Here is a 21,696-nt window from a genome sequence, read left to right on the forward strand (position 1 = left end):
AGGGTGTGCCCACTACTGGGATAATTACACGCTTGTAACTCGATTAAGTCAAGTTGAGATTGGGCAAATTGGGTAAATTTAAAAGCCCAAATAATTGGTCAAGACCACCATTCCAGCCTGAATTTGGGCCCCTGGCGCGATTATTGAGTCAATTATTTTGCAATTACTACCTATTTTTGCCCCACTACCAATAATTGAACCACTAATTTGGCAATTACTCTCAACTACAACTTCAGTTTCAATTACTGATCCATTACTTATCACACAACCACTACCTATCTTCGCCGATGGTGAAATTAAGTTATCACCTGCATGATTTGGTGTGGCAGATGAGTGAATCACTCCAGTAATTAAATCAGCTGATGCCTTAACTAGGGCAGCTGGAGTGCCAATATCTAACCAGTAAGAGTTATCTAGGTAACCAAAGACTTTTGCATTAGTAGCAAGAAGATTTGGGAATGTTTCCCGCTCCACACTAACTACTTTATCTTGTGGAATTTGATCAATTATCTGCCGATTAAAAATATAACAGCCAGCATTTATTAGATTGCTGATGGGATTCTCCATCTTCTCAAGGAAAGATTTAACCTGCTTATTCTCTAATAACTCAACACAGCCATAAGCTCTGGCATCTTCAACTTGAGTTAAATACAAAGTGATATCTGCTTGGTTTTTCTTATGAAACTCTAATTGCCCAGCTAAATTATGCCCGCTTAATACATCTCCATTGAAGATTACAACCTGATCACAATCTGCTAATAAATTGGCTGCATTTCTTATGCCACCGCCAGTACCAAGTGCACTCTTTTCAACTGCATACTTAATTTTGATTCCAAATCTTTCGCCATTGCCAAAGTAAGGCTCAAAAAGCTCAGATTTATAGGAGGTGGCTAAAACAATCTCGGCGATTCCAGCATCTGCTGCTTTTCTAATTTGGTGTTCGGTAAATGGCACACCTGCAACTTGCAGCATCGGTTTTGGAGTTTTTAAAGTAAGTGGCAGCAGGCGTGTGCCCATTCCGCCTACTAATAAAATTGCGCTAGTACTCATGATTTAATCCGCGCTGCTGCTTTATCAATATTTTCATCAGTTGCAGTTAGTGCAATTCGCACAAAATTATCACTGCCATAAAAGGCACCAGGGGTTACTAAAATTCCGAGCTGAGCAAAGTAATCAACGGTTTTATACCCATCCTCACCTCTGGTGCACCAGATATATAACCCAGCCTCGCTATATTCAATTTTAAAACCTTGGCTAAGCAATGCTGCTTTTAAAGTTTGGCGGCGAGCGCGGTAGCGAGCTGCCTGCTCTTTTACATGAACCTCATCAGATAATGCTGTGATCATCGCTTGCTGTACTGGCAGCGGCACCATCAAACCAGCATGCTTTCTAACCTGCCTGATCTGATCAATTAACTTGCTATCGCCCACTACAAAGCCTGCGCGATATCCGGCTAAGTTAGATCGTTTTGAAAGTGAAAGTACGGCAAGTAAGCCGGTGTTATCTCCATTAGCTAAGGCCAAAATCGATTTAGCATTCTCTGCAAAACTTAAATAACACTCATCACTTGCAATAATTGAATTATTTTTACGCACCCAAGTAATACAAGCTTTTAATTCTTCATCACTTTGCACCTGACCTGTTGGGTTTGAAGGTGAGTTAAGCCAGGCTAAATCTGCCGTGGGCCAAGTGCTGGCATCAATCTCTACTGGAATCCCTTGGGCTGAAGCCATCATTGCGCTGACTAGATAGGTTGGATATGCCACCTTTGGATACAAAACTTTTTTACTTTGTAAGAAGGTTGGAAGTAATGCAATAAATTCCTTTGAGCCAATTGAGGGTAAGACATCAAACTCACCAGTTACACCTAAATGTTTAATCGACCAGGTTCGAATTGCATCCTGTAACTCTTTGGTGCCAGCAACAACTGGATAACTTGGTGAGTTGCTTGCAGCCGTTAGTGAATCTTGAATAAATTTTGGTGTTGGATCAACTGGAGTTCCTTGGGATAAATCAATGAAGCCGCCCGAGTATTTTTTTGCTTTCTCACCATAGGGCGCCAAAAGATCCCAGGGGAAATCTGGCAGTTTCAGGTGCGGCCTACTTTTCTTGTGGTGGAAGAGCTGCAACCGTTTGGTGATCTTTTCCAATCGGACCTAACTTTGCAGCACCGCCTGGGGATCCAATCTCAACAAAAAATTTAGTATTAACCTCGCTGTATTCCTTCCATTGCGAAGGAACATCATCCTCATAGTAAATAGCTTCTACTGGGCAGACTGGTTCACATGCTCCGCAATCAACACACTCATCAGGTTGGATATAAAGCATTCGATCACCCTCATAGATGCAATCAACAGGGCATTCTTCAATGCAAGATTTATCTTTAACATCAACACATGGTTGAGCAATTATGTAGGTCACGCTTCTCCTTACAGTTTTATCTGCCGAATAGGTAGACAATACTGCCATTAACTATTGGTCTTTTGTGGGCTGAGTTTAATCGAGGGGGTCAAGTGCAGCCATCTACGGCACAAGTAGGTCAGCGAGTCAGTATTCGCCTGCATGATCCTGCTGGTGGTTATCGGGATATTCTCGGTGTTTTAGAGAGTGAAAACACAGTTCGAAAAAAGGATGGCACCGTGGTCATCTTCGACCCAGCAAAGATTGCACTCTGGAAGGTTGTGCCGAGTAAATGAGTAACGAAGAGATATCACTCTTTGACACCAAAAGTAGGCAGTTACAACCACTAACTAGTAGCGATGGAAAAAAATTAAGAATTTATAGTTGTGGCCCAACGGTTTATCGAGATGCTCATGTTGGCAATATGCGCACATTTCTGCTGGGAGATTTAATCACTAGATTAGCCAAGCAACTTGGGCACAAAGTCGAGTTTATTCAAAACATCACAGATGTTGGACATATGTCTGAGGATTTTGTTGAAGATAAAATATTAGCCCAAGCAAAAGCTGAATCTAAGGATCCATTTGAGATAGCAAGAATCTATGAAGATAGATTTCATAAAGATTTAGCACATTTAAACATTAGTCCTGCTGATAAGTATCCAAAGGCAAGTGAGTGCATAGATTTAATGCACGAGTTGATTACCTTGTTAATCTCAAAAAATCATGCCTATGTTGGTAGCGATAATTGTGTTTACTTTGCAGCGCAATCATTTGATACTTACGGTGCTATTAGTGGGAACAGATTGGATTCACTAAAGCCTGGTCATCGCTTTGAATACACCGAAGATGGCGCCAAAAGATTTCATGCAGATTGGGCGCTTTGGAAAGCAGCGGGTGAGCGCAAGGAAATGATTTGGGATTCACCGTGGGGCCCAGGATTTCCGGGTTGGCATGTTGAATGTTCTGCAATGTCATTACATTATTTAGATGAGTTTGTTGATCTGCATCTTGGTGGCATCGATTTAAGATTTCCGCATCATGAAGATGAGCGAGCTCAATCAAACTGCGCAATAGGTAAAGAATCAGTTGCACTTTGGGTGCACGGTGAACACTTGCTATTTGAGGGTAGGAAAATGGCAAAAAGTACTGGCAATGTTGTGTTGGTATCTGATTTGATTTCTAAACACATTGATCCACTAGCACTTCGCTTATGCTTTTTAGAGAATAGATATAGAAGTCAGATGGATTTAAGTTGGGATAGTTTAAAGGCAGCTCATTTACTACTTCAAAGATGGCGGGAAAAAATACAAATATGGCAAAAGGATGCAACAGTTGATCAAATAAATGCCAATGAGCTCATCGCTGAAGTTATTGCAGATTTTAGGCAAGATCTTGATACTCCACGTGCCTTGCAAAAACTACGTACTATTGAAAAATCTGAAGATATAAAGGATTCAACTAAATTTAAAGTTTTCTCAAGCTTGGATAATCTCTTTGGATTAAATCTATTGACGGTGAGTACTAAGAAGGATTTAGATCAACTTTCGAAGGGATTACTTGAAAAAAGAGCTTTAGCAAGAAGCTCAGGAGATTTTGTCGAGAGTGATCGCTTACGTGATGAACTTGTAAAGCTAGGTATTACTGTCAAAGATAATAAAGAGGGTCAAAGTTGGGATTGGTTGATTTAATTACTTTTTGATCGAGTAGTAATCAAAGCTGTAACAATTGCAATAAAGCCACCTAGTAGAAAAAGATTTCCATAAGTATTTCCATAAACCAATAGCTCTTCACCATTTCCTGGCGTGCCTGCTCTTACAACTACCGCTAACCAGGCTGCTGCTGCATAAATTTGGTAGCGTAAATAAAAGAATCTTTGACCAACAACCTTTATTCCTAAATAAGTTAAAAGCAAAGATGTAAGGAAGCCAAATGGTGGTGTGAAGTTGTGCAGTAGTACGCCACAAAACCCAATAAGTGAGCCGAATAATAAAGCTTTAAGAAAATTCATTATTTAATTCCGGCAAATAAATCTAGCTCTCGCCCATTCTCATCTAGTGGTGATGCCACCTGACCTTTTACTAAGGTGTAGTACTCATCTCCCCGCACTGAAAGTCCTAAGTTATTAGAGAGAGCAAAAAATGGACCATCCACTGAGATTTGAGTGGCATGGGCTTTCATTGCAGCTAATTTCTGTGGGACATACTCAGGTGCCTTTACTACTGAAGTTACTAGTTCATCAGGCTTTGCGAAAGGTAAATCTTCAACGCTTTCTGCACCAAAGAAATCTGAGCCAACCTCTTTCATTTTATCTATTCCCATTTGAATAACAGACTTTGGAGTTGTGTTCCAATATATTTTCTCAATCTCCCAACCTTGTGTGCCAGAAATTTCGGCAGCACGCATAGCTACTTGATTGGCTTTTATATGATCTGGATGGCCGTAGCCGCCAAATTCATCATAGGTAATCAATACTTGTGGTTTTATCTCTAAAATTATTTTTACTAACTCATTTGCTGCTTCATCCAAATTAGATTGCCAAAAAACATCCTTGCCTTCATTTTGTGGCGTGCCCATCATTCCACTGTCTCGCCACTTCTTATTTGGTGCACCTAAGAATCTAAAATCTGAAATTCCCAATTCATCCATTGCATTTTTCAATTCAATTTCACGGTGCTCACCCAATTTGTCATCTTGACTGCTCGCTAAATTTGCTAATTTTTCAATTAAAACTTCACCCTCTTCACCTCTTGTGCAGGTAACTAATGTGACTTCTACGCCATCTGCTGCATATTTCGCCATCGTTACACCATTGTTGATGGTCTCATCATCTGGATGGGCATGAACTAATAACAATCTTTTTGATGAATTCACCCGCACAATATAACTATAAATCTTATAAAAACTGACAATCCATCAATTTACAGATTAGAATTAATGAATGGTCGATGATAAGTCAGCACGATTACCTCGTGATGAACGTCGCGCTCAGCTACTTGTAGCAGCGCTAGAAGTTTTCACAGCAGCTGGATATCACTCCGCTGCAATGGATGAAATCGCAGATCGAGCAAATGTAAGCAAGCCAGTTTTGTATCAGCATTTTCCATCAAAATTGGAGCTTTATCTTGCAGTACTAGATTTACATATTGATTCACTTGTATTTGCAATACAAAAAGCAATTGCATCAAACCGTGAGAACTCATCAAGAGTTGCAGCCACAGTTGAGGCCTACTTTGGATTCATTGATTCTGAAGGAGAAGCTTTCCGCTTACTTTTTGAAAGTGACATGAATCTAGAACCACAGGTTCGAGAACGTCTAAACCGAATGACTTATGACTGTGCCGCTGCAGTAAGTGCAGTTATTTCTATAGATACCGGTTTAGGCAAGGAAGAGTCGATGATGCTGGCAGTTGGAATTATCGGAACAGTTCAAACAACAGCTCGGCATTGGTTAGATCGTGATGGCAAGATTGATCGTCAGCGAGCAACTGAATTGGTGATGAATTTAATTTGGCGGGGAATTTCTGGGTTCCCTAAATCACAATCCTAAATTCGCAAACCATTGATGTAATAGATAGAGTTAGAGCATGGCAACTACAAAATCAGCAGTTAAAGGTTCAAGTAAGACTGAGGTAAAGATTGGCATTTCAGATAGCACTCATGAAATTTATATTGAATGCTCAAGTTCTCAATCTGAAGTAATTGCAAAAGTAAATGATGCAATTAAAACATCCTCAGTTTTGGCACTAAGTGATGCAAAGGGCCGAGAGATTTTAGTTCCACACAATAAAATTAGTTATGTTGAAGTTGGCGAATCTGCTGACCGACGTGTTGGTTTTGCAAATCAATAATTAGACGCTAACTACCCTTCGTTTATTTGCTCTAGCTTCTAACTTTTCCCACTGTTCAGGCAAGGTTGTGTACTCACCCAACAAATTTAGCTTTCCATTGCCATGGTAATCACTAGCGCCAGTCATAATTAAGTTGTTGTCTCGAGCCAACTCAATAAGTTGATTTTTCTCATCCGGTGAGTGATCTCGATGATCAACCTCAATTCCATCTAAGCCAGCCTTAATCAATGAACCAAATGTTTCAATTGAGATTGTTCTACCCCTATGTGAAGCCATTGGATGAGCAATCACTGAAACTCCACCAGCATCTTTGATTAATTTTATTGCCACTTCAGGCGTCGGTGAATAATGTGAAACATAATATTTAGATTTGTTATGAAGCATTTGGGTAAATGCCTCATCTCGACTAGTAACAACTCCCTTTTTAACAAGTGCATCAGCTAAATGTGGCCTTCCTAAGGTTGCGCCATCTGCTAACTGTTCAAGGACATCTTCCATAGTTATATCGATGCCAGCTTCATTGATTCGAGCAATAATTTTTGCCATTCGGCCATGTCTATTCTCGCGAGTTTCTTCCATCGTTTTCATTAATTCAACATTTTGCGAATCAAATAGCAATCCTAAAATATGCACGCTAATTCCATCTGAAGTTTGGCAAGAGATTTCAGCTCCTGGAACCAATGAAATTCCTGGCCTTAAAGCAGCGGTCGCCTCTTGCCAACCACTGACCGAATCATGATCGGTTAATCCAATTACTGAAATGCCTGCAGCAAGTGCTTTATTAATTAATTGGGCAGGTGAATCTGTTCCATCACTGAAATTTGTGTGGGTGTGTAAATCAATCATTTGATTTACTCTCAGGTTGATTTGAGCGCAATACAAATAATGTGCAGCCAAACAACAAGCCAATTATTCCTGGAATTGTGCCGGAAGGTGGTTGCTGTCCTAGCCAAGCAAATGCCAAAAGCGCACTTACTGGAACTTCAAAAAATACAACTAGAGATACAACTGCAGGAGATACCCGCTTTAATGTGAAGTTAAACAATGTATGGCCAAGAAATTGTGCGCCAATTATCAAGCCAGCAAGCAGTAACCATTGTGTTCCAGAGTATCCAGTTAAATTCGAGTCAGTTAAAAGCACTACGGGAAAAATTAAGATTGCGCATGTTGAATAGCAGACGGTTGTAAAAGTTGAAGTAGAAATAACTTTTTGAGCGCTGGCGCCAATTATCATGTATCCAGCACCTACTGCGCCACCAAATACTGCAAGCAAATCTCCCTGAAAAGCCCTAACGGAAATATTCAAATCAATTCCAGTAATTGCCACGACTGATAAAAAAGCAATTACCATTCCACCAATAGATTTTTTCGGAATGTGACCGCCAGCTAACTTAATAAATAATGCTGCAAAAATTGGTTGAGTTGCAGTTAGAGCAACTCCGGTTGCAACACTTGTTAATTTCATAGCCCAGAAGAAACAAACAAAATGCGTTGCTAACAAGGTGCCAGCCAGTACTGACCACCGAATCGCATTTAATTGGGCCTTGGTTTTCCATTCACCGCGGGCGATAGCAAATGGCATCATCATTAATGCGCCTACTAAATTACGCCAGAAAATCATGGTTGGTATGGGCATTATCGCTTTGGCAATTATTGGACCAGAAGATCCGATACCGAGCACCCCAAGAATGAGGAAAGGAATATCCCGACCTGTTGGTAACTTGGTGTGGTCTTGATCTTTCATGGGTAAAACCTATCGATAAATTAATTATTGTTATGAATCCATAGTGAGCCGATACCCTTAGCCCATGAATACAAGTAAAGGTGCAATCCTAAATCGTGTATTCCTAGCCCGATTAGCTGGTACAGCGGTCTTTGACCCAAATGGTGATCAACTTGGCAAGGTTAGGGATGCGGTCGCAACTCTGCGTACTAACAATCAGCCTCCAAGAATTCTTGGCTTTATCATTGAAGTACCACCAAGAAAAAGAATTTTCATACCAATCACACGGGTGACTTCAATTGATAATGGCCATGTAATTATCACTGGTTTACTTAACATGCGTCGGTTTGAACCAAGAACTAATGAAATTACTGTGCTTTCTGAAATGTTAGATCGATCAGTGACTTTAATTGAGACTGAAGAAAAAGTAACTGTGGAAGATGTGGCAATGGAGATTTCAAAAACAGGTGATTGGTTTATTGAGCGCGTTCATGTTATGAAACGCGGTTCTGGCTTTAGAAAGCGCGGTGCATCATCAACTGTTGCCTGGTCAGAAATTTCTGGAATAAATATTCCAGAAACTCATCAAGGTGTCAGTAATTTGCTTGGTACGCTAGCAAATCTACGTGCTGCAGATTTAGCTGCCGTACTTCATGATTTAAATATTAAGCGCAAGGTCGAAATTGCTCGAGCATTAAATGATGAACGACTAGCCGATGTTCTTGAAGAGATGGATGAAGCATCTCGCGTTGAATTACTTGCCGAACTTGAGGGCGAGAGAGCAGCAGATGTTTTAGAAGAGATGGATCCAGATGATGCTGCTGATTTACTTCGTGAAGTTGGTAAAGAAAAAGCACAAGCACTGCTTGCATTGATGGAGCCAGAGGATGCTGAAGGTGTTCAGCGGTTAATGGGTTATGAGGATTACTCTGCTGGTGGAATGATGACGACTGAGCCAATTGTTTTAACTGCAGATACAACTGTGGCCGAAGCTCTGGCTCGAATTAGATTATCTGAAGTAGCACCTGGTCTTGCCTCGCAAGTTTTTGTTTGTAGACAGCCAATTGAAACTCCAACCGGTAGATTATTAGGAGTTGTTCACATTCAAAGATTATTACGCGAACCACCTGCAACATTGTTGGGTGGAATTCTAGATTCTGATATTGCACCACTTGCACCAGAGGCAACTTTGAGTGAGGTTTCTTCATGCCTTGCTAGCTACAACTTATTGGCAGTTCCTATTGTCGATTCAAATGAGCGCCTACTAGGGGCTGTTACCGTTGATGACGTGCTGGATCATTTACTACCTGAGAATTGGCGCAAAGTGGAGTCATTAAAGCGAGAAAGTGAGTCAAACTGATCATGGCTAAAAAACTTAACAAAAATTCACTTGAGTATCCTCGTGAGGCACGTAGAACCTTAAAGCCTTCATATGATCCTGAAACCTTTGGTCGTTGGTCTGAAAGATTTGCAAGATTCTTAGGAACTGCCCGCTTCTTAGTCTTTATGACTGGATTTGTAGTTTTCTGGTTAGCTTGGAATTCACTTGCACCAAGTAATTTACAGTTTGATCACTATCCATTTATTTTTCTAACACTTTTACTATCGCTGCAGGCTTCATACGCTGCGCCATTAATTTTGTTAGCACAAAATCGACAAGCTGATCGAGATCGTGTCCAGGGCAATGAGGACCGTGAGCGAGAAGAGCGCAATATGGCAGATACTGAGTATCTAACGCGTGAGTTAGCTAGCTTGCGAAGTGCAATTGGTGAGGTAACTACTAGAGACTATCTACACAGTGAGATAGCAGATGCCATTGAAGAAATAGTTAAGAAGCTAAACAAAAAGTCTTAAGTATTTACGTTAAGCCTTACGCCCAATAAGGATTTTGGTCTAACAATTATTTGATCAATAATGCCATCAAATACATCCATAAATTTCTGATCAGTTAAAACTAATGGATTTCCGGCATCTCCGCCCTCTCGAATATTTGTGTCAAAGGCAACTTTTGCTAATAGTGGAACATCAGCGCCAACTAATTCACTTAGACGTCTGGCAGTCTCTTCACCGCCACCACTTCCAAATATCGAAATCTTCTCTCCAGTTGTAGAAGAAATAGTTTCTGACATATTTTCAATTACACCAATTACTGGTTGCTTGATTTGATGGGCAATTCTGCCCGCGCGCTCTGCCACTTCGGCAGCAGCTATTTGTGGAGTTGTCACAACAATTATTTCTGAACCTGGAATAAGTTGACCAAGTGAAATTGCGATATCGCCAGTTCCTGGCGGTAAATCTAATAAGAGAAGATCTAAATCTCCCCAGAATGCATCACTTAACAATTGCTCAAGCACGCGGTGTAAAAGTGGACCACGATAAGCAACTGGATCTGATCTTTCTGGCTTGAACATCTCCATTGAAACAACCTTGACGCCATAGTTTTCTACTGGAATAAAGGTTTGATCAATCGCAGTTGGTCTTTTATCTAAAATTCCCATCAATCGCGGAATTGAATGCCCGTAAACATCAGCGTCCAAAATTCCCACTTTTAGGCCACGCGCTGCTGCTGCAACAGCCAAATTAACTGTGATCGAAGATTTACCTACGCCACCTTTTCCAGATGCGATACCTAATACTCTGGTTAGTGACTCTGGCTGAGCAAATGGAATGAATTTTTCACGACCCCCGCGAATGATTTTCTTTACATTATTTCTTTGTTCTTCACTCATTACTCCAAAATTAATCTCTACTGACTTAATCTCTGAAATATCAGTCAAAGCATTTGAAATATCACTCTTTAATCGATCTTTCATTGGACAGCCAACTATGGTTAACAAAATCCCAATACTTGCTTTTCCGTCGGTGAAGTTAACTGATTCAACCATCCCGAGCTCAGGAAGTGGTTTATGTAGCTCTGGGTCTATAACTTTCTCTAGAGCCTTATTTATTGCCTCAACAGTACTCATAGAATCTCTGGATCAATTCTAGGTTTTGGTTTCATATCAAGATCAGATTTATCAATCACATCACCAATATGTTTTTTAATTAATGCCTTTGGATGTAAGTCCTTTACCTGCAAATCCTCATACCCAGGTCCTAAATTATCTTTTATTTCATTAGTCACAGTTTGTGCCATATTTTTTAATTTAATCAATAATCTTGCAGCATCTGCTGCCATATTTGGCAGGCGGTCTGGCCCGATTAGAATCATGCCAACTACTAGTAGAGCTAGAATCTCACCGCCACCAATATTAAACATAAGTACTACTCCTTTGAAGCTACAAGTGTTACGGTAACTTCCTTGGTCAAACTATTACGCTTATATTTAATCTTCACCTTATCACCAACACTTTTACTTCTAATCATCACAATCAATTCATCAGAGTTATCAACCTCAGAGCCATCAAATTCAACAATCACATCTCCTGCTTTAAGACCAACTTTATCTGCCGGTCCACCTGGAGTTATTCCAACTCCTTCGCTAGTAATTAGTGCGCCAGTGCCAGTAAATCTTGTATCTACTGATATTCCCATAATTGGGTATGTAGCAGATCCGGTTTTTATTAACTGTTCAGCAGTCTTTTTTGCTTGATTGATTGGAATTGCAAAACCTAAGCCAATTGATCCTGCTTGAGAACTAAAACCGAGTGTTGCAATAGCAGAATTGACTCCAATTACAGCACCTGTTGCATCAACTAATGGACCACCGGAGTTTCCTGGGTTAATTGCTGCATCCGTTTGTAAAGCGTTGATAAATGAGCTTTCACCATTTCCGTCACCAGTTGTCACAGCACGGTCCTTTGAACTAATAATTCCAGAGGTCACAGTTCCAGAAAGTCCCAGTGGAGATCCAATTGCAATGACCGCATCACCAACCTGAACTTGTTCACTGTTGCCAAGCTGCAAAGTTGGTGCACCCACTACATCAATTTTTAGAACAGCAAGATCATATGAGCTATCTCTACCAATCAACTTAGCCCTGTATTTTTTCCCATCAGATAACTCAACTGTGATTGTGCCACTTCTTGCAGCAGCCGCTACCACATGGTTATTGGTCAAAATGAAACCATCACTATCTAGGAAGAAACCAGAACCTGTTCCTGAACCACTAAACCCTTTTACTGCTATTGATACCACTGCAGGTATTACACGGGCAGCAAGTCCTGCAATTGAATCTGGTGCTCGCTCAATTGAATTAGTTGTTTGAACTAAATTCGCTCCTAAGTTTGTTGCACTACTCCGACCGATAGCGGCGCCAAAACCACCTGCAATTAGTGCAATTACAACTGCAACTACAAAAAAGTTTGAAGTACTACGACTAGAGACAATTCGAACTTGCTTGGTTTCAGCACTTGCTTGCCACCATGGAGTATCTGATGGTTGTCTCATTTAAGTAAGTTTATTGGCAAGTAATAGACCTTCGCCAATAGGAAGTAGTGATGCTGCCCATCTTTCATCTTCTTTAACAACCTTTATCGCATCTCTTCTAGCAATACTCTCAGGATCGCGCTGAGTTGGATCAGCAACTTTTCCACCGCTTAGGGCCTGATCAAGAATCAGTAATCCACCTGGTTTTAAAAGACGGTAAGACTCTTGAACCATGTCAAATAGATCAAGTGCTGGTCTAATGATTATTAGATCATAAGCATTATCAGCTAGCTTGCCGATTACTTCAATTAATTTTCCAGTGATGATTCGGTATTTTGTTGGCGCAATATCTGCTTCTTCAAATACTGTGCGAGCAATTTTTGAGTGTTCTCTTTCTGAATCAATCGTTGTTAAAACCGAATCTGCAGGCATTCCGCTTAATAACCAAAGCCCACCAACACCCGAACCTGTCCCAATTTCTACAACTGATTTAGCGCTTACTAAATTAACTGCAAATTTTAGAAAGTTTCCGACTGCAGCAGATGGATCAGCAGCGCCAATTTCCTTTCCATTGTTCCTGGCTTGTTGCATGAAATAATCTTCGTGCGCAAATGACTCAGAGTATGAACTCATATCTCCGCGAGGTGAAATTGGTTGGTTCAAAATGTATCCAGCCATTCAATTAAAAGTCTTGCGCCAAATCCAGTACCGCCCTTTATGTTTTCACCCGCATCAACCTCAGACCTACCAGTACCAGCAATATCTAAGTGCACCCAAGAACGCTCTCCAACAAATTTTTCTAAAAATAGAGCCGCCGTTACTGAGCCGGCTGAGAAATCGTATTTATCTGCAGTGTGGTTAAAGTCTGCAACATCACTAGCTAATGCCTTTGTGTAGTCATCAATTAGGGGCATATGCCAAACTCTTTCACCAACTTTATTTCCTACTTCAGATAACTTCTTGGCCAGAGTTGTTTGGCGGGTATACATCGCTGCATGTTGCCTGCCTAAACCAAGGGTTGCCGCACCCGTAAGAGTTGCAACATCAACTACATAATCAGGATCTAGATCTAAATCAGCGTATGCAAGTCCATCAGCTAAAACTAATCTGCCCTCTGCATCTGTGTTTATAACTTCAACTGTTGTACCGCCATAATGTTTAATCACATCTGATGGTCGTTGTGATGTCCCAGATAATGCATTTTCAGCAGCCATTAATAATGTTGTCACTCTAACTTTTGGTTTAGTTCTTGCCAAGGCAACGGTTGCACATAAAACTGCTGCCGCGCCAGCCATGTCACTTTTCATTCCAATCATCGTGTCATATGGTCGTTTTAACGAAACACCACCGGTATCAAAAGTAATTCCTTTTCCTATCAATACAACATGTGGCCAATGAGTAGAGCCTTTTGGTGCATAGGTAATTTCGATTAATCGTGGGCCCGGAGTTGGAGATGAGTTTCCAACGGCAGTTAATCCACCGAAATCTTTTAGTGCTCGGCCCGACTTAACTGAGATTGATAAACCAGAATTTTTTGTGGCCAAAACCATCGCGCCAGCCTGCTTAGCAAGCCACTCAGGATTTTTAATATTTGAAGGGGTATGAATTAAATTTCTAGTTTGCCAGACAGCAGTTGCCAATACATCAGCACGCTCAATTTCATTTTCAAAATCTCCATAAACAGTCAATTCTGGTTTGTTATTTTTTTGTTCACTCTTAAGCGAGAATTGGTAGTTTGAAAGCGCAAATGCAACCGCTTGGGTGGTAACCAAGTTCTTATCTTCAGTTAAAGCAGAAAGGACTTTACTGCTACTAGTTTTAACTTTACGACCGAGGGCGGTCCCCGCTTTGCGAATATCATCAGGGCTTTGCTCGCCCGTGCCAATTAAATAAATACGTGTAAGAGTGCCAGCTGAAAGTGGAATTTCAATTAACTCACCAGCCTTTGCGGTGAAATCTGGCCAATTAGCCAGCTCAATATTTAGATCTAGTTTTGTAAAATTAGTTAATGCAGTTAAAAAACTGCTTTTATGTATTTGGGGTTTTTCACCAGGAGAAACCGGTATAGCCACCGCTGTGAAGTTTGAAAAATCTAATTCATCTTCGGGAAGAAATGAGAGTTTTGGATATAAATCTAGGAGTTTATGAATCATAAACTTGTGAGCCTAGATCAGTCGATTTACTTTTTTACTAACGCAACAGCAGCTTGAAGTACGTTGCCAAGGTTTGTAGCCTCTTCGACATTTAGCTCAACAACTAACCGGCCGCCGCCTTCTAGTGGGATTCGCATAACCATAGAGCGAGCCTCTTTGGTGACCTCCATTGGGCCATCACCAGTTCTTGGTTTCATCGCTGCCATTTAACACTCCCCTGCCAAATTAATTCATTGCCGTACTAGAGGCGTAATTATCCCCTATATGGCTACGGGTGGGAAATCCATTAAATCCCCTTAAGAAATCAAGCCAATTAGGCGGGATCTACCCGATGCAATTACTGATGAGACTGCCCGTTCTGGGACTCCCAATTTTTCTGCAATTTCAGTGGCACTAATCATGTTTACTAAATGCAAAGTCAAAATCAGTCGTTCTTCTTCAGGCAGGGTGGCAATTAATTCTGCGATTGTCTTCGCACTGCCATCAGGTGCCATGGCGTAAAGGTTACTGGGCTAAGTCGATACTTTCGAGTTATGCGCTAACTTGCCGAGCAAACCGACGTAACGAGAGCCAAACTCCGATAAGTAGCGCTGGTTTTGCAAAGAGTAAAATCAACGCTGGGGCAATTACTTCCTCTTGCCAATAAAAAATTGTGCCACCACGAACTTTTTTAAGTTCAAATTTTCCAGTTCCTCTAATTACTCGGCCGATATGCATGACTTCGCATATGTGTGGCGGTTTCCAATTTGTAACCTCCATGGTGTCAAGAATGCCTAATTTTAATTTTGGATAGAGCTTTGGAAAAATTCCAGTAAAAGCAAAGATAAGTACTCCCTTGCCATTTTTAACTGTTCGATCTTGATCTAATTCTGACCAAACTTTAGTTTGCAGCATCCATTTACTTTGACCCTTCCAATCCACTAAAGATCGCCAAACCTCATCTACTGGTTTGTTTATCTTTATGGTCAGGGTTAAATTAGATAGTTTGTTCATTTGATTTTGACCGCCTCAATTGCGCTAGGAATGTCGGAACACCATGCAACAAGTTCTTTCTGGCCAGACTTCATAAAATTTTGACTAGCTAAATGATCTAGCGCAGTTTGAAGAGGTCCATAGACGCCGGTTGGATCACACACTGCAATTGGTTTACCGTGAAATTTAAGATATCGGCCAACCCAGATTTCAAAGAATTCTTCTAACGTTCCGATACCACCAGGCAAAATAATAAATGCATCAGCTAAGTCCTCTATTTTTGCTTTTCTAGTTCGCATATTTGTAACCACATGCATATGTGAAGCCTGCGCATCTTCAAACTCTACTTTTTTAAGTGGCTCTGGAATTACTCCAATAGTTGCAGCACCTGATGATCTCGCCCCTTTTGCCACCTCACCCATCATTGAAGCTTTCCCGCCACCCCAAACAAGATCCCAACCTTGTTCACCAATTGCCTTGCCAACATTAAATGCCAATTCCAGTGAAGTATTTGGAATATCTGGAGCAGATGAGCAGAAAACCGATACGCGCATGAAATTAGTCTATTGCCTTCCATGCACTTTGATACCGTTGGCTAATGAGCACTACTCAAAGCACTGCATATGGATTTGGTATTGCTACCCAAAATCAATCTGGCCAAACTCTTGAGTGCTCTTTTTATGCCCTTGGATTAGGTAAGGCGCCAGAAAATAACATTGACGCAACTTTTAAATCCTTAATCGGTGAAGATCCGATACGAAAAGTTAAGAAAGTTGCGGTTGAAGTTGTTATCCAGATCAATGAAAAACCAAAAGATGCTGCAGATGTTTATCTAAGGCTTCACTTACTTTCACATAGGTTGTTAAAGCCCCACACAATTAACTTAGAGGGCATTTTTTCACTACTTGCCAATGTAGTTTGGACTTCAGCAGGTGCTTGTGAAATTGATGGATTTGAAAAGGTTAGACCTCAATTGATGAGTAAATATGCAAACTTAGTTGTGTATGGCGTAGATAAGTTTCCACGCATGGTTGATTATGTAATTCCTGAAGGCGTTCGAATTGCAGATGGTGATCGAGTGCGTTTAGGTGCGTATCTAGCACCTGGCACAACAGTGATGCATGAAGGCTTTGTTAACTTCAACGCCGGAACTTTAGGTAAATCAATGGTCGAAGGTCGGATTAGCGCAGGTGTTGTTGTGGGTGATGGAAGTGACATTGGTGGCGGAGCTTCAATTATGGGCACCTTAAGTGGTGGTGGCAAGGAAGTAATCTCAATCGGTCAGCGAACTCTTTTGGGTGCCAACTCTGGAATTGGAATTAGCCTAGGTGATGATTGCGTCGTTGAAGCTGGCATCTATATAACTGCTGGATCAAAAATTACTTTACCGGATGGAAAAATAGTTAAAGCCTTAGAGTTAAGCGGTGCCAACAATCTTTTGTTTAGACGAAATTCTCAAAGTGGCAGCTTAGAAGCACTGCCAAAAACCGGTAGTTGGAGTGGCCTGAATTCAGCCTTGCATAAGAATTAGTTCTTAAAAAGTTTTTTTGGTGAGGTTATAAAACCAGCACCCCAAGATAAATGCATAGTTGCAAAGACAATTGACATCAATAACTTATCAGCTATTTTTCTACCAATAATCACCCCGCCAATTATCAATAACGCTACATAAATCAAAACAGGTACCAAAAAGATTGGGGCAACAAATACTCCTAAAACTACTGATAAAGAATTAATCACTAAAGCAATTGGCGGAGCTAGATATCTAAAGTTAGTTGTTTTTGGGTGTTGTCTAGAGATTACTCGTCGCCACCTGCCATATTGAAAATACTGTTTTGCTAATTTACTTAGTGATTTTCTAGGCCGGTATGTGACAACAAGTCTTGGGTCAAACCAAATTAAACCCCCCTGCGCACGCATGCGATGGTTTAACTCCCAATCTTGCGCTCTGATATATCTTTCATCAAAACCACCTGCAGCCAAAATTGCAGATTTTTTAAAAGTACCAAGGTAAACAGTGTCGGATGGACCAGCCTTGCCTCCGGTATGAAACTTAGAAGCTCCTACTCCTAGTTTTGATCGCATTGCTTGCGCGATCGTTCGTTGTAAACCAGATTGGCTATCAGCATGCATAAGCCCGCCAACATTTACTGCCCCAGTTTCTTGCATGATTGATATTGCAGTTTTTAGGTAAGAATTTGAAATCTCTGAGTGCCCGTCAATTCTGCAAATAATCTCAAAAGAGCTCGCCTTTATTGCCAGATTCAAACCCTTAGCGGTTTGCCCAGTTGGATTATCAACTAATTTAATACGCTTATCTCTAGCAGCTAATTCGCTGGCAATTTGATTTGTTTTATCTTTTGAAGGTCCTAATGCCAAAATTATTTCTAGTTCACCGGCGTAATCTTGCTGAAGGATTGCTGAGATGCAATTTCCAAGATCTGCTTCTTCATTGAGAATTGGTAAAATAACTGTGACCGCTGGTGATGATAAATGATTCATAACCACTCCGATCATAATTTGTGCTCAGTAATTCCCTGCCCATAATCTAGGATAAGAAGATGAAATCTGCTCGAAGCGTCAGGATCTTTACTGGTATTTCGATAGCCACTCTAGCAATATCGGCAATTAGCGCACTGGCATTTGGCACAGTCTCTGCTTCAATTACCAAGATTGATGCATTTGCAGGTATTGATAAGCGGCCTGATAAGAAATCTTCAGCTATTAATTATCTACTGGTTGGCTCTGATACTCGAGAGGGATTAACTAAGGCAGAATTAAAAGAATTACGAGTTGGTTCAGTTGCTACTGCCGCAGGTAAAAGATCTGACACCATGCTTTTGGTACATATCTCAAAGGCAAGAGATAAAGCGGTATTAGTCTCTATCCCTCGTGATACTTTTGCTTTAATTCCAGCACACCTTAATAAAGCTGGCAAAACAATTCCAGCAGTGCACTCTAAAATAAATTCAGCATTTAATTGGGGTGGAGCACCTTTATTAATTCAAACAATAGAGGAGATGACCCAACTTAAAATTGATCATTATGTTGAAGTAAACTTCGCAGGATTTGCCAGTGTCATTGATTCTCTAGGTGGTATTGAAGTTTGTACCAAAAAAGATATTGATGATCCAAAGAGCCACTTAGTTTTACCCGCCGGAGTTCACACGCTTAATGGAATTGAAGCTCTTAAATATGTCCGAACACGAGAGTTTGATGGCATGGGTGATATTGGCAGAATGCAACGCCAGCAAGCATTTATGTCTTCGGTATTAAAAAAGGCCACTAGTGCAGGTGTTTTACTTAACCCAATTACGATGACAAGTTTCATAAATTCATCCCTTGCTGCCGTAACAACTGATGAAGGCTTAAAAAACTCAGATTTGATAACCCTTGCTAAGCAGATGAAATCACTTGCAACATCAAATGTTAGAACGTTGACAGTTCCACTTTCTGATCTGAATTACTATTCAAATGGCGTAACAGCCTCGGTGTTGTGGGATCCAGTTCTAGCACCAGAATTATGGGATCGCTTGCGCGAGGATCGAGCAGTAGTTGATGAAGTAACTGCCTCGCCATCACCATCATCGACAAAAGCCGCCAAGGTTGAAATAGTGGATAAATTTAAAACCCGAACAGCTGACGATAATATCTGCCGTTAATAATCAACCTCTTAGATAGGCTCTATACATGGCGTTAAAGCTTTCAGTAATTGGCACTGGGTATTTAGGTGCAACGCATGCTGCCTGCATGGCCAGCTTGGGCTTTGATGTTATCGGTTTTGACACTGAAGCTAGCAAAATAGAATTGTTAAGCAAAGGTAAAGTTCCATTTTATGAACCTGGCTTAGAAGAATTGCTATCTGAGCAGATTAAATCAGGTCGTTTAACATTTACAAATAATGTTGCAGATCTGGCAGACGCCGATGTTCATTTCATTTGCGTAGGAACACCTCAGATTAAAAATGGTAATGCCGCTGATTTAACCTATGTAAATTCAGCGTTAGAGGCGATTGCAAAGCTTGTAAAGCCTGGCGGCTTAGTAGTTGGTAAATCAACAGTTCCAGTTGGTACTGCAACAAAGTTAAGAAACAGATTATTAGAGCTAAATCCGAAGGCAGATCTTGCTTGGAATCCTGAATTCTTGCGCGAAGGATTTGCCGTTGAAGACACCTTAAGACCGAATCGATTGGTTGTTGGTGTTGTAAATGACAGTGCGGAGCAGATCTTAAAGGAAGTTTATGCAACTAATCTAAAGGATAAAACTCCATGGGTTAGAGCTGATCTACCAACTGCAGAATTAGTAAAGGTTGCTGCTAATTCTTTCTTAGCAACAAAGATTTCCTTTATTAACGCTATGGCTGAAATCTGTGAAGCTGCTGGAGGTGATGTCACGGTGCTTGCAAAAGCTATTGGCTATGACCCAAGAATTGGAAGTCGATTCTTACAAGCTGGAATTGGCTTTGGTGGCGGCTGTCTACCAAAAGATATTCGTGCCTTTATGGCAAGAGCTGAAGAACTTGGCGCCAGCCAAGCAGTTGAGTTCCTGAAAGAAATTGATGCAATCAATTTACGTGCCCGTCAACGAGTTATTGAATTAGTTCGTAAAGATTTATCAGATGACCTGCAAGGTAAGAAGGTTGCAATTCTTGGTGCGGCATTTAAGCCTGATAGTGATGATGTTCGCGACTCCCCAGCACTAGATATCGCAGCACAGATTCAAGCAGCCGGAGCAGTTGTTACCGTCCATGACCCTAAAGCTATTGCTAATGCTCAAAAGCGCTTTCCTGCCCTGAATTTTGCAGATGATGTGAATGCCACACTTAAAGATGCAGAAATTGTCCTACACCTGACAGAGTGGAAGATTTATCAAGAGATTGACCCAGTCAAAGTTAAATCAATTGTTAAAAATCCAATTGTTATTGATGGTAGGAATGCATTAGATCGTCATCTGTGGCAATCTGCTGGCTGGAAATTTAGAGCACTCGGCCGCAGCAATAATGAATGATTCAATAGATAAATTATTAGCCTTAAAAACTTGGGCTGTTGTTGGTTTAAGCAATAATTCTGAACGTGCCGCTTTCGGAGTTGCAAAGCTGTTAATTGAAAAAGGGCACCAAGTAATTCCTGTTCATCCAAAGGCAGAAACTGTTCATGGTCAAAAAGGATATGAGAAGTTATCAGATGTTCCTTTTCCAATTGATGTTGTAGATATATTCGTTAACTCTGACTTAGCAGGTGAAGTTGTAGATAGTGCAATCGCAATAAATGCAAAGGGAGTTTGGCTGCAACTTGATGTAATTGATCAGAGTGCTGTTGAAAGAGCAGAAAATGCTGGTCTGATCGCAGTTATGAATCGATGCCCTGCTATCGAATATAGAAAACGACCTTAGTTATTCAACAATTTTTCCACTGTAATACTGCTGTGCATGAATTATCTCTGTAAGTAACTCCTCAAGATCATCACCAGCAACTGCTACCTGTTTGATCGATTGATCAAACTTAAGCCTTGGATTTCTCGCCATTAAATGCAAATATGGCCGGTAGTCATCGCTGTTTTGATCAGTTTCCAATGCTCCTGTAACTACATATTTTGAAAGCAATTCAGTGCTGCCTAAAGGTAAATCAAGAACTGCGCGCAAGTTTTGTTCATAAAAATTAGTTACAGAGCCAATTTGAGTCCAGTAATTCGTAGTAGGTGTCATCCAGTTGATTCCAATTAATTTTTTGTATTCGACTGCGTCAACTATCAATTCAAATCCACCAACTAAACCCACCTCTGCAGCAAGTTTTAAAACTGAAATTTGTATCTCCTGCGCTATCTCATCACTAATTCCAGGAAGAGGGGTAATGCATAATTCATTTGATAACAAGGTAATTGGCCAGCTAGCAGCTTGTGCATGTGCTGATCTAGCCACTAACACCGACAACCGCTCACCCTCACCTGAATGGGAGGTTATCTTGGCTAACTCTTCAATTGTTTTGGATGTAGGATAAATTCGAATTCCAGATTTTTCTGCAGTTTTAATTGCTGAAGTTGAGATGATTGCCGGATCGACATAAAGTAAATCGCACTCTTTAGCGAATTCAATTAAATCAGAACCTGACATTTCCTTGCTCAAAGTTTTAATCCCAATGCCCAATTTCACTGCTTGCACTTGGTAGGCATTCTGACTCTGCTCTTGCGCAATAAGTCCAATAAATGGCGGCTTCATGTAATAAGGTTACCTG

Annotated in this window: 28 protein-coding genes; 10 read left to right on the plus strand and 18 right to left on the minus strand. The window is 40.7% G+C overall.

The window, feature by feature from the left end:
• Positions 1 to 78: 78 nt before the first annotated feature.
• From B1s21122_RS05125 to fdxA, 3 genes are read right to left on the minus strand one after another with little or no spacing between them, the layout of a single operon-like run.
• Positions 79 to 1,050, minus strand: a complete 972-nt coding sequence (locus B1s21122_RS05125; protein WP_095680317.1) for a nucleotidyltransferase family protein — start codon at positions 1,048 to 1,050, stop codon at positions 79 to 81.
• Entirely contained in the window at positions 1,047 to 2,150 is a 1,104-nt protein-coding gene (gene dapC, locus B1s21122_RS05130) for a succinyldiaminopimelate transaminase (protein WP_320410435.1), read from the minus strand. Before dapC ends, B1s21122_RS05125 begins: the two co-directional genes overlap by 4 nt.
• Positions 2,101 to 2,421, minus strand: a complete 321-nt coding sequence (gene fdxA, locus B1s21122_RS05135; protein WP_041869052.1) for a ferredoxin — start codon at positions 2,419 to 2,421, stop codon at positions 2,101 to 2,103. The genes dapC and fdxA overlap by 50 nt, the downstream gene beginning before the upstream one ends.
• A 92-nt stretch (positions 2,422 to 2,513) precedes the next feature.
• Between fdxA and B1s21122_RS05140 the strand changes: the two genes are divergently transcribed.
• Both B1s21122_RS05140 and cysS read left to right on the plus strand, forming a co-directional pair.
• Positions 2,514 to 2,696: an LSm family protein gene (locus B1s21122_RS05140; RefSeq protein ID WP_095681226.1), complete on the plus strand. Its 183-nt coding sequence runs from the start codon at positions 2,514 to 2,516 to the stop codon at positions 2,694 to 2,696.
• A complete protein-coding gene (gene cysS, locus B1s21122_RS05145) occupies positions 2,693 to 4,090 on the plus strand; it encodes a cysteine--tRNA ligase (RefSeq protein ID WP_095680316.1) in 1,398 nt (465 codons plus the stop codon). Before B1s21122_RS05140 ends, cysS begins: the two co-directional genes overlap by 4 nt.
• Here cysS and B1s21122_RS05150 read toward each other — a convergent pair.
• Together B1s21122_RS05150 and mshB are read right to left on the minus strand one after the other, a co-directional pair.
• On the minus strand, positions 4,087 to 4,410 hold the full coding sequence (locus B1s21122_RS05150; RefSeq protein ID WP_095680315.1) for a hypothetical protein: 324 nt from the start codon (positions 4,408 to 4,410) through the stop codon (positions 4,087 to 4,089). The two genes, cysS and B1s21122_RS05150, sit on opposite strands and share 4 nt — an antisense overlap.
• Entirely contained in the window at positions 4,410 to 5,279 is an 870-nt protein-coding gene (mshB, locus tag B1s21122_RS05155; RefSeq protein ID WP_095680314.1) for an N-acetyl-1-D-myo-inositol-2-amino-2-deoxy-alpha-D-glucopyranoside deacetylase, read from the minus strand. The genes B1s21122_RS05150 and mshB overlap by 1 nt, the downstream gene beginning before the upstream one ends.
• A gap of 61 nt (positions 5,280 to 5,340) precedes the next feature.
• Between mshB and B1s21122_RS05160 the strand changes: the two genes are divergently transcribed.
• Positions 5,341 to 5,949 carry a TetR/AcrR family transcriptional regulator gene (locus tag B1s21122_RS05160; protein ID WP_041869065.1) on the plus strand — a complete coding sequence of 203 codons (609 nt, stop codon included), beginning with the start codon at positions 5,341 to 5,343 and terminating at the stop codon, positions 5,947 to 5,949.
• Between the two features lie 37 nt (positions 5,950 to 5,986).
• Positions 5,987 to 6,250, plus strand: a complete 264-nt coding sequence (locus B1s21122_RS05165; RefSeq protein WP_095680313.1) for a DUF3107 domain-containing protein — start codon at positions 5,987 to 5,989, stop codon at positions 6,248 to 6,250.
• Here the strand turns inward: B1s21122_RS05165 and B1s21122_RS05170 are convergent, their stop codons facing one another.
• Together B1s21122_RS05170 and B1s21122_RS05175 are read right to left on the minus strand one after the other, a co-directional pair.
• Positions 6,251 to 7,096, minus strand: a complete 846-nt coding sequence (locus B1s21122_RS05170; RefSeq protein WP_095680312.1) for a PHP domain-containing protein — start codon at positions 7,094 to 7,096, stop codon at positions 6,251 to 6,253. It abuts the gene before it with no gap.
• Entirely contained in the window at positions 7,089 to 7,994 is a 906-nt protein-coding gene (locus tag B1s21122_RS05175; RefSeq protein ID WP_095680311.1) for a DMT family transporter, read from the minus strand. Before B1s21122_RS05175 ends, B1s21122_RS05170 begins: the two co-directional genes overlap by 8 nt.
• 64 nt (positions 7,995 to 8,058) lie before the next feature.
• Between B1s21122_RS05175 and B1s21122_RS05180 the strand changes: the two genes are divergently transcribed.
• Positions 8,059 to 9,333 (plus strand): magnesium transporter MgtE N-terminal domain-containing protein, encoded by a 1,275-nt coding sequence (locus B1s21122_RS05180; RefSeq protein WP_095680310.1) that lies wholly within the window; start codon positions 8,059 to 8,061, stop codon positions 9,331 to 9,333.
• 2 nt (positions 9,334 to 9,335) lie between these two features.
• A complete protein-coding gene (locus tag B1s21122_RS05185; RefSeq protein WP_095680309.1) occupies positions 9,336 to 9,827 on the plus strand; it encodes a DUF1003 domain-containing protein in 492 nt (163 codons plus the stop codon).
• Here B1s21122_RS05185 and B1s21122_RS05190 read toward each other — a convergent pair.
• The 9 genes from B1s21122_RS05190 to B1s21122_RS05230 all read right to left on the minus strand — a co-directional run bounded on the left by B1s21122_RS05190 (position 9,824) and on the right by B1s21122_RS05230 (position 16,020).
• Entirely contained in the window at positions 9,824 to 10,939 is a 1,116-nt protein-coding gene (locus tag B1s21122_RS05190; RefSeq protein WP_095680308.1) for an Mrp/NBP35 family ATP-binding protein, read from the minus strand. The two genes, B1s21122_RS05185 and B1s21122_RS05190, sit on opposite strands and share 4 nt — an antisense overlap.
• The gene (locus B1s21122_RS05195) at positions 10,936 to 11,232 is read right to left on the minus strand and encodes a sec-independent translocase (RefSeq protein ID WP_095680307.1); all 297 of its coding nucleotides are present in this window, start codon (positions 11,230 to 11,232) and stop codon (positions 10,936 to 10,938) included. Before B1s21122_RS05195 ends, B1s21122_RS05190 begins: the two co-directional genes overlap by 4 nt.
• Before the next feature lie 5 nt (positions 11,233 to 11,237).
• Positions 11,238 to 12,362 (minus strand): S1C family serine protease, encoded by a 1,125-nt coding sequence (locus tag B1s21122_RS05200; protein ID WP_095680306.1) that lies wholly within the window; start codon positions 12,360 to 12,362, stop codon positions 11,238 to 11,240.
• Entirely contained in the window at positions 12,363 to 13,019 is a 657-nt protein-coding gene (locus B1s21122_RS05205; protein ID WP_095680305.1) for an O-methyltransferase, read from the minus strand.
• Entirely contained in the window at positions 13,001 to 14,494 is a 1,494-nt protein-coding gene (locus B1s21122_RS05210; RefSeq protein ID WP_095680304.1) for a leucyl aminopeptidase family protein, read from the minus strand. Before B1s21122_RS05210 ends, B1s21122_RS05205 begins: the two co-directional genes overlap by 19 nt.
• 26 nt (positions 14,495 to 14,520) lie before the next feature.
• Complete coding sequence (locus tag B1s21122_RS05215) at positions 14,521 to 14,700, minus strand: DUF3117 domain-containing protein (protein ID WP_009612632.1); 180 nt, start codon at positions 14,698 to 14,700, stop codon at positions 14,521 to 14,523.
• A 90-nt stretch (positions 14,701 to 14,790) separates the two neighbouring features.
• Positions 14,791 to 14,988, minus strand: coding sequence for a sigma factor-like helix-turn-helix DNA-binding protein (locus tag B1s21122_RS05220; protein WP_095680303.1), 198 nt, complete (start codon positions 14,986 to 14,988; stop codon positions 14,791 to 14,793).
• A 37-nt stretch (positions 14,989 to 15,025) separates the two neighbouring features.
• On the minus strand, positions 15,026 to 15,487 hold the full coding sequence (locus B1s21122_RS05225; RefSeq protein WP_095680302.1) for an SRPBCC family protein: 462 nt from the start codon (positions 15,485 to 15,487) through the stop codon (positions 15,026 to 15,028).
• A complete protein-coding gene (locus B1s21122_RS05230) occupies positions 15,484 to 16,020 on the minus strand; it encodes an LOG family protein (RefSeq protein WP_095680301.1) in 537 nt (178 codons plus the stop codon). The genes B1s21122_RS05225 and B1s21122_RS05230 overlap by 4 nt, the downstream gene beginning before the upstream one ends.
• 44 nt (positions 16,021 to 16,064) lie before the next feature.
• On the opposite strand from B1s21122_RS05230, the gene dapD reads away from it, so the two are divergent.
• Positions 16,065 to 16,997 carry a 2,3,4,5-tetrahydropyridine-2,6-dicarboxylate N-succinyltransferase gene (dapD, locus tag B1s21122_RS05235; RefSeq protein WP_095680300.1) on the plus strand — a complete coding sequence of 311 codons (933 nt, stop codon included), beginning with the start codon at positions 16,065 to 16,067 and terminating at the stop codon, positions 16,995 to 16,997.
• Here dapD and B1s21122_RS05240 read toward each other — a convergent pair.
• Positions 16,994 to 17,968, minus strand: a complete 975-nt coding sequence (locus tag B1s21122_RS05240) for a glycosyltransferase family 2 protein (protein WP_095680299.1) — start codon at positions 17,966 to 17,968, stop codon at positions 16,994 to 16,996. The genes dapD and B1s21122_RS05240 overlap by 4 nt on opposite strands.
• Before the next feature lie 59 nt (positions 17,969 to 18,027).
• Here B1s21122_RS05240 and B1s21122_RS05245 point away from each other — a divergent pair, with 59 nt between their 5' ends.
• The 3 genes from B1s21122_RS05245 to B1s21122_RS05255 are packed head-to-tail and all read left to right on the plus strand — an operon-like array spanning position 18,028 to position 20,858.
• Complete coding sequence (locus B1s21122_RS05245) at positions 18,028 to 19,128, plus strand: LCP family protein (RefSeq protein ID WP_095680298.1); 1,101 nt, start codon at positions 18,028 to 18,030, stop codon at positions 19,126 to 19,128.
• 28 nt (positions 19,129 to 19,156) lie between these two features.
• Entirely contained in the window at positions 19,157 to 20,473 is a 1,317-nt protein-coding gene (locus B1s21122_RS05250) for a UDP-glucose dehydrogenase family protein (protein WP_095680297.1), read from the plus strand.
• Positions 20,466 to 20,858, plus strand: coding sequence for a CoA-binding protein (locus tag B1s21122_RS05255; protein ID WP_095680296.1), 393 nt, complete (start codon positions 20,466 to 20,468; stop codon positions 20,856 to 20,858). The genes B1s21122_RS05250 and B1s21122_RS05255 overlap by 8 nt, the downstream gene beginning before the upstream one ends.
• Here the strand turns inward: B1s21122_RS05255 and B1s21122_RS05260 are convergent, their stop codons facing one another.
• Entirely contained in the window at positions 20,859 to 21,680 is an 822-nt protein-coding gene (locus tag B1s21122_RS05260; protein WP_095680295.1) for a 5-(carboxyamino)imidazole ribonucleotide synthase, read from the minus strand. It lies immediately after the preceding gene.
• Between the last annotated feature and the right edge of the window lie 16 nt (positions 21,681 to 21,696).

The organism is Candidatus Nanopelagicus limnes (assembly GCF_002287885.2).
Classification (GTDB): Bacteria; Actinomycetota; Actinomycetes; order Nanopelagicales; family Nanopelagicaceae; genus Nanopelagicus; species Nanopelagicus limnae.